At 73.8% G+C, this 7,513-nt stretch carries 7 protein-coding genes; 4 read left to right on the top strand and 3 right to left on the bottom strand.

Annotated features, from left to right (window positions below):
* Positions 1-377: 377 nt before the first annotated feature.
* Both PROKR_RS26520 and PROKR_RS26515 read left to right on the top strand, forming a co-directional pair.
* The gene (locus PROKR_RS26520; protein ID WP_036969757.1) at positions 378-863 is read left to right on the top strand and encodes a PTS sugar transporter subunit IIA; all 486 of its coding nucleotides are present in this window, start codon (positions 378-380) and stop codon (positions 861-863) included.
* A gap of 76 nt (positions 864-939) precedes the next feature.
* Positions 940-1,584, top strand: coding sequence for an HAD family hydrolase (locus PROKR_RS26515; protein ID WP_036969754.1), 645 nt, complete (start codon positions 940-942; stop codon positions 1,582-1,584).
* A 4-nt stretch (positions 1,585-1,588) separates the two neighbouring features.
* Here the strand turns inward: PROKR_RS26515 and PROKR_RS26510 are convergent, their stop codons facing one another.
* Together PROKR_RS26510 and PROKR_RS26505 are read right to left on the bottom strand one after the other, a co-directional pair.
* The gene (locus PROKR_RS26510) at positions 1,589-3,523 is read right to left on the bottom strand and encodes an NHL domain-containing thioredoxin family protein (RefSeq protein ID WP_036969751.1); all 1,935 of its coding nucleotides are present in this window, start codon (positions 3,521-3,523) and stop codon (positions 1,589-1,591) included.
* A gap of 10 nt (positions 3,524-3,533) precedes the next feature.
* A complete protein-coding gene (locus PROKR_RS26505; protein ID WP_142041066.1) occupies positions 3,534-3,749 on the bottom strand; it encodes a hypothetical protein in 216 nt (71 codons plus the stop codon).
* Between the two features lie 259 nt (positions 3,750-4,008).
* Here PROKR_RS26505 and PROKR_RS26500 point away from each other — a divergent pair, with 259 nt between their 5' ends.
* Together PROKR_RS26500 and PROKR_RS26495 are read left to right on the top strand one after the other, a co-directional pair.
* A complete protein-coding gene (locus PROKR_RS26500) occupies positions 4,009-5,064 on the top strand; it encodes a chymotrypsin family serine protease (protein ID WP_036969746.1) in 1,056 nt (351 codons plus the stop codon).
* Between the two features lie 262 nt (positions 5,065-5,326).
* The gene (locus tag PROKR_RS26495) at positions 5,327-5,668 is read left to right on the top strand and encodes a hypothetical protein (protein ID WP_157602729.1); all 342 of its coding nucleotides are present in this window, start codon (positions 5,327-5,329) and stop codon (positions 5,666-5,668) included.
* A 69-nt stretch (positions 5,669-5,737) separates the two neighbouring features.
* Here the strand turns inward: PROKR_RS26495 and PROKR_RS26490 are convergent.
* Positions 5,738-7,513, bottom strand: a 1,776-nt coding sequence (locus PROKR_RS26490) for an alpha/beta fold hydrolase (RefSeq protein ID WP_051433395.1), incomplete at its 5' end; no start/stop codon positions are given.

Raw genomic sequence — 7,513 nt, 5'->3', positions numbered from 1 at the left:
GTCGGCCTCGACCTGGGCTGCGGCCTCCTCGACGGCGCGGACGGCGTCGTCCGCCGAACCCGTCAGGCGGCTCGTGCGCGGCTCGGGGACGCGGGCCGGCATCCGGACCACCGTTCCCACCGCGCGGCCCGGGCTCGCCGGCACCCCCGTGAGCCTCTCGCTCGTCATCCGTACGCTCCCTCGGGCTCGTCGTCGAGTGTGCTGGGAACGTTACACGCGACGCACCGGCCGAGCGAGACCCGCTCCGGGCGCCCCCGGGTGAGGCGCGGAAGAGGTCTGTCCCGGGCCGGATCGTCGGCTGCGAGGGCCGGGTGACGTCCGGTCCACGGCCCGGCGTGCCGCGTTTCCGCACCGCGCCGTTCTGACAAGATGTCCGCATGGCCGAGGCCCTGAATGTCGGTTCGCCCGTCGCAGGACGGGTGGTGGCGATGCGTGACGTGCCCGATCCCGTCTTCGCGGAGAGCATCGTCGGCCCGGGTCTCGCCGTCGAGCCGGACGCCGAGCTCGGTGGGCGCGTCGTCGCACCGTGCGCGGGCGTGGTCGTCAAGCTGCACCCGCACGCGTTCGTGCTGCTGGCACCGTCGGCGGACGCCGAGCCCGCCGGGGGCCGGGGCGTCCTGGTGCACCTCGGCATCGACACCGTCCAGCTCAAGGGCGAGGGCTTCACGCTGCTGGTCGACGAGGGCGACACGGTCACGGCGGGCCAGGAGCTCGTCGTCTGGTCCCCGACCGCGGTGGCCGAGGGCGGCCGCTCCCCGCTGGTGCCCGTCGTCGCGCTGGACCTGGGCCACGGCCGGCTCGACGAGCTGGTACGCCCCGGCGCCGTCGTCCGGGCGGGCGACCCGCTGTTCCACCTCGCGTGAGCTGGACCTCCCCGACGTGCCAGACGTACAGGCCACCCGGGTGACCTGAGGATCTGACACGTCTAGGGTCGGGGCCATGGTGCGCACGGTGGTGTTCGACGTCGGAGAGACCCTGATCGACGAGTCCAGGATCTGGCTCCGCTGGGCGGAGCGGCTCGGGGTGCCGCCGCTGACGTTCCTGGGCGTGCTCGGCGGCTGCGCCGCGCTCGACCTGTCCCACCGGGAGGCGTTCGAGCTGCTGCGGCCGGGGCTGGACTTCCAGGCCGAGGCCGCGCGCTGGGCGCAGGACGACCCGGACGGGCTGCGCACCGGGTTCGACGCCGACGACCTCTACCCCGACGTGCGGCCCGCGCTGGCGGCGCTGCGCGAGGCGGGGTTCGACGTCGTCGTCGCGGGGAACCAGCCGCCCGAGGCGCGGGCCGCGCTGGAGGCCATGGACCTGCCCGCGAGCGCGATCCGCACGTCCGACGAGTGGGGCGTGCAGAAGCCGGAGCCGGAGTTCTTCGTCAAGGTCGCTGAGCTGTCGGGCGTGGCACCCGAGGAGATCGCCTACGTGGGCGACCGCCTGGACAACGACGTGCTCCCCGCGGCCGACGCCGGGATGATGCCGGTGCTGCTGCGCCGCGGGCCGTGGGGGTACCTGCACGCGCGCCGGCCCGAGGCCGCGCGCACCACCGTGATCGACTCGCTGGCCGAGCTGCCGGCGGTGCTGGCGGGCTGAGCCGTCAGCCGCGCAGGGGGAGCGTCAGGCCGGCGTCGCCGTCCGGCACCACGCGGACCGGGACGCCCCAGTCCTGCTGCGCGAGGTGGCAGGCCGGGAAGACGTCGGGGTCCGGCTCACCGTTCGGCAGCAGCGGCACCTCGTCGCACGACGCCGCCTTCGCGGTCACGTGCAGCACGCCCTCGGCCACCTCAGGGTTGATCACCAGCTCGCGGAACAGGTCGGTGCCGCTGCCCGCGCCCGAGAGCAGCAGCTCCGGCGGGGTGGCACTGACCTGGAGCGAGGTCGACGGGCCCCAGCGGTCGTCGAGCTTCTGGCCGGGGGCCGGCGCGAACGGGACGTCGAGGCGCAGCGCGCCGGAGCCGACGTCGGTGGCCGGCCGGGCGACCTTGTGCGCGCCGCCGTCGAGCACCTCGCCCGCGAGCGTCGCCGGGAGCGCCACACGCGTGAGCCGGTGCGCGGCGGACTCGACCACGAGCAGGTGCACGGCGTCGTCCGCGACCTCGACGAGCACGTCCGACGGCTCCGCGAGGTCCTTGGCCAGGGTGGTCACCTCGCCCGAGGCAGGGTCGTACCGGCGCAGCGCGCCGTTGTAGGTGTCGGCGACGACCACGCTGCCGTCCGGCAGCACGGCCACGCCCAGCGGGTGCTGGAGCAGTGCCTGGTCGGCGGCGCCGTCCCGGTGCCCGAAGTCGAACAGCCCCTGCCCGACGGCGGTCTCGACGGTCACGTCGGTCTCGTCCACCGGCACGAGGCGGCGCAGGGCCGAGGTCTCGGCGTCGGCGAGCCAGAGCGCGCCGTCGGCCGCGGTGGCCAGGCCGGAGGGCTGGGCGAACCAGGCGCCCTCGCCCGGGCCGTCCTCCAGGCCCTCGTTCATGGTGCCTGCGAGCAGCGAGACCACGGGTAGGTGCGGGCCGGGGTGGAAGTCCCACAGCGTGTGGTTCCCGGCCATCGCCACGACGAACGCGCCGAGCTCGCCGGACCACTCGACGTCCCACGGGGAGGAGAGCCTGACGCTCAGCGAGTCGTAGGACTCGCCGGCCTCGAACGCGCCGACCGTGCCGGTCACGTTCTCCTGGCCGCCCACCATGAACTGCTCGCCGGTGCCCGCGACCGTGAAGACCACGCCGTCCGACAGCCGCACCCCGCGCAGGGCGTGGTTGACCGTGTCGGCGACCACGACGTCGTAACCGAGGCTCGCCCTCAGGTCCTCGGGAACCAGGGCGAGCCCGTTCGGCTCCGAGAACCGCGCCTCGCCGGGCACGCCGTCCACCAGTCCGCGCTCGCCCGAGCCGATGCGGCGGACCAGGGTCTCGCCGTCGGGCCCGAGCTCCGCGAGGGAGTGGTGCCCGGCGTCCGCGACCAGCAGGTTCCCGTTCGGCAGCGCGAGGGCCTTGGCCGGGAACCGCAGCGTGCCGGAGGCGGGAGCGGGCGGCACGTACGGCCCCGAGCCGCGGTGCAGGGTGCCCTTCCGAGCGTGCTCGGCGATCAGGTCGGACACGAGCGCGGCGATCGCGGTGCCGTGCCCCTCCCCCGCCATCTGCGCCACGATGTAGCCCTCGGGGTCGATGACCACGAGCGTGGGCCAGGCCCGCGCGGTGTACGCGCCCCAGGTCACCAGCTCGGGGTCGTCGAGCACGGGGTGGCGCACCTCGTACCGTTCGACGGCGGCCGCGAGCGCGTCGGGGTCGGCCTCGTGCTCGAACTTGGGCGAGTGCACCCCGATGATCACGAGCTCGTCGCGGTGCTGCTCCTCGACCTCGCGCAGCTCGTCGAGGACGTGCAGGCAGTTGATGCAGCAGAAGGTCCAGAAGTCGAGGACCACGACCTTGCCGCGCAGCTCGGAGAGCGTGACGGTGCGGCCGCCGGTGTTCAGCCAGCCGCGCCCGACGAGCTCGGACGCGCGGACGCGGGGAAGGTTCTGGACGCTGGTGCTCACCCGCCCATTGTCACTCCCGGGCCGAACCGTCCTTGCCGCCGTCCGTCCTGCGGGCACGCCACTGCTCCACCAGCGCCTTGTCGGCCCGCCGGCGGGTGAGGTCGCTCTTGCTGGAGTGCACGGCCGCACGGTGCGCGAGCAGGGCAGCGCGGTCCCGCTCGAGAGCCCACATGAGGGCCTCCCGCACGTCGGCGCGAGTTACCCGCGCGCTCCGCGTCTCGTCCATCGTCCCGATCATTCTCGCCGTTTCGTGTCTTTCGGCGCCCGCACCGGGCGCCGCCAACGTTTCAAGAGGCCGCCGGGGATCTTTTGTGACACCTCGGGGCTTCCTGGCTTTCACCCGGCCATGGTTGGGTGTAGCAGAGGAACGTACCGCGCAAACCTGGCAGTGGGATATCCATCTATCGGATGACTTTCCAGGGCAGATCGGCGTGTCGCCATCCTGCTGCAGTGTCGTGTTGGTGGGTGAGGAGAGGATCAGGGGCATGGACCGGGACGAGGCCAGGAAGATGAAGGAGCAGCTCACCGCCTTCGCCAGAGAGCTCGCCGAGAAGCACGGGAGCGTGGCGACCCCCCGGTCGCCGGGCGCACAGAGCGAGTCGGACGCCGTCGACGCCGTCCGGGCCCCGACCCTGGCGCTCGGGCTGGTGCCGCAGGAGGACGGCGGTTTCGGCATCGCCGTCCGCTATCGGCTCGGGGTGCCCCGGGCCCGTTCGATCGTGCGCAAGGTCTCGGCCGAGATCGGGCCGGACGCCGACATCCGCCGCACCGGCCGCATCCGCCCGGTGAGCGAGCTGGGCCCCCGCCCGCCGGCGCCGACGTCGCAGGCGGACGGTGACACCGACCGGCGCCGTCCGCTGCGGCCGGGCATCTCCATCGGGCACGTGGGGGTCACCGCGGGCACGCTCGGTGCCTTCGTGACCCGCGTCGTCCCCGGCGACGGCCACCTGTACGCGCTCTCGAACTACCACGTGCTGGCCGGGTCCCCGGAGGCCCGGCCGGGTGACGTCGTGCTGCAGCCCGGGCCGGCCGACGGCGGGCTGGCACCGGGCGACCGGATCGGCGAGCTCTCGCAGGTGGTGGACCTGGACTCGGGCGAGCCGTCCTACACGGACGCCGCGATCGCCCGGCTCGACCGGGTCCCGGTGAGCTTCGAGTACCCCGTGGGCCGGGTGATGAAGACCGCGCGCGCCCTGGGTGGCGAGATCGTGGGCAAGGTGGGCCGCACGACGGCGACCACGCGCGGGCGGGTCACGGCCATCGAGCTCGACGACGTGATCGTGGGCTACGAGGACCTCGGCGCCCTCAGCTTCGACGACCAGATCGAGATCGAGAGCCTCGGCGACGGCCCGTTCTCGCGCGGCGGAGACTCGGGCGCGCTGGTCTACCGGGAGGACGGCGTGGCGATCGGCCTGCTGTTCGCCGGGTCCGAGTCGGGCGGCCGCAGCGGGAGGGGACTGACCTACGCGAACCCGATCGACCAGGTGCTGGAGATATTGGACGTGGAGCTCGCCGGGGACCAGGCCCATCCGTTCGGATGAACCTCGCACCGGCGGGCCCGGCCAGCGTCGAGCCGGCACCGGCCGGGGTGAATGTTCGCCCTGCGCACCAGCGTTTCCCACCCCGGGCGTGTCGCGTTCGGCGGTCGGCGCGCCGGGCGTGTCCGGACGGCGCGTCGCGCCGGACAACCCGGCTGACCTGCGGCGCAGCACCCAGTGCTCCGAGGCGTCCCGACACTCTCTCCGGCCCCGGTGGAAGGGGGTAGACACGGGGGACACAATGGATGACCAGGAGGTGATCGGGATGGCAACACTCGACGAGGCCAGGTCCGCAAAAGCCGCATTGCGGGAAAAAGTGACCGGGCTCGACGGTGTGATCGGGGTTGGCGTCGCCCCAGAGTTCACGGCGTCAATCGGACAGCCACCACGTGAGTACCCCGGACGGAAGCAAGCGAAGTCGCCGGCGAGCAGGTCCCCTGTCGAGGTCCTCTCGGAGGACGAGCTGGTCGAGCAGGTGGCAGGGCCCGGCGGGAGCTGGGTGCTGCAGGTCAACGTGACCGACGCACGTCTCGTGGACAAGATCCCCGAGGAGATCGACGACGTCGCGGTGCGCGTGCGCGTCGTAGGGGCGGTCCGGGCGGGCTGACCCCGGCGCCGGAGCAGAGCGGGTGCTGACCCGCTCCACCCCGGCGCACGCCGGAACCGACCGCTCGGCTCAGCCGAGCGTCGTCGGCAGCTCGGGCTTCTCGCCGAGCACCTGCTCCGCGAGGAACGCCGACACCACCTGGTACCAGACCTTGGCGTTCTGCGGGGTCAGGATCCAGTGGTTCTCGTCCGGGTAGTACAGGAACCGGTGCACCGTCTCGCCGTCGTCGGACGCCGGGAGGCCGGACTTGGTCAGCAGCTCGAACCACAGCCGCAGGCCCTCGCCGACCGGGACCCGGTAGTCCTTGTCCCCGTGGATCACGAGCATCGGGGTCCGGATGTCGCCCACCGACAGGTGCGGGCTGTTCTCCAGGGCCATCTCGGGCGTCATCTCGCGCGCCCAGTAGAACGAGGCGTCCGTGGTGGGGCCGAACTGGTCCAGCGCCCACAGGCTCGCGTGCGTCACCACCGCCCGGAACCGGTCCGTGTGGCCGGCCACCCAGTTGGCCATGTAGCCGCCGAACGAGCCGCCCATCGCGGCGGTGCGGGTCTCGTCGATCTCGGGCAGCGCCTCGGCGGCGTCGGTGATCGCCATGAGGTCGGTGAACGGGGCCTTGCCCCAGGCACCCCAGCCGCGCTGCACGAACTCCTGGCCGTAGCCGGTCGACAGCGCCGGGTCCGGCAGCAGCACGGCGTAGCCCTGGGCCACCAGCAGCCACGGGTTCCAGCGCCAGCTCCACGCGTTCCAGGAGCCCAGCGGGCCGCCGTGGATCCACAGCAGCAGCGGGGCCTTGGCGTCCGGACCGGCGTCGGCGGGCAGGGCCAGCCACGCGCGCACTCGCGTGCCGTCCTCGGCCGTGGTCTCGATCTCGGTGAGCACGCCCGGGAGGTCCGGGGCAGATACCGGGGAACGCAGCACGGTCGCCGCGACCGGCGTCCGCTCCCCCGCAGCGCCCGAGGCGAGGAAGGCCCCGAGGTCGACGCGCACCGGCTCGGCCGGTGCGGCGTAGGAGCTGCGCAGCGCGAACAGCGTCGCGCCGTCGGGCGTGACGTTCAGGTCGGAGAAGACGGCGTCGTCGGACGTCACCTTCTCGACCACCACGGCGGCGCCCGGGAGCGCCCCCGAGAAGGTGAGCAGGAAGACCGGGCCGCGGCCGTCGTCGTCGGCCTGGACCAGGAGGCCGCTGCCGTCCGGGAGCCAGGTGGGGCGGCCGGGCCAGCGGTCCCAGTCGTCCGCCAGGACCACCGGGTCGGCGGAGCCGTCGGTGGGCACCAGGGCGAGGCGCACCACCGGGGCATCGTGCGGCGTCGAGATGGACTCGGTCACGTAGGCGACCCAGGCGCCGTCGGGCGAGATGCGCGGGGCGCCGGCGTCGGCGTCCGGGTCGTCGACCAGCACGCGCCGGTCGCCCGAGGCGGTGTCGTGCGCGACCAGGGTGTTGCGCACGGCGGCGCCCGGGTCGCTGACGCTCCACGTGGTCACGAGAGTGGTGCCGTCGCCGGAGAGGTCGGCGGAGTGGTCCGCCAGGTGACGGCCCGCGCCGGTGAGGTCGCGCAGCTCGAGGTGCCTGCCCTGCGCCTCCGGGGCGGCTGCCGGTGTCTGGCCGTCCGCGGGCTTCGGCAGCGGTGCGGCCGGCTCGTCGGCGAGCGCCGCCAGGTCGCCGACGAAGCGGCGCTCCTGGTCGGGGCCGAGGTCGTGGTCCCAGTAGCGCACGGGGTAGCCGGTGTGCAGGATCGCGGAGACCTTCTGGTCCTTGCGGGCCTTGCGCAGCTCGGCGTCCTGCGCCAGGCCCTTCGCGGAGGGCAGCAGGCTCGCGGCGACGCTGACGGTGTCGGCGTCGCGCGC

This window comes from Promicromonospora kroppenstedtii DSM 19349, from assembly GCF_000515355.1.
Lineage (GTDB): Bacteria > Actinomycetota > Actinomycetes > Actinomycetales > Cellulomonadaceae > Promicromonospora > Promicromonospora kroppenstedtii.
Note: the sequence above shows the minus strand (reverse complement) of the source record. Positions and strands in the feature narration are given on the sequence as shown.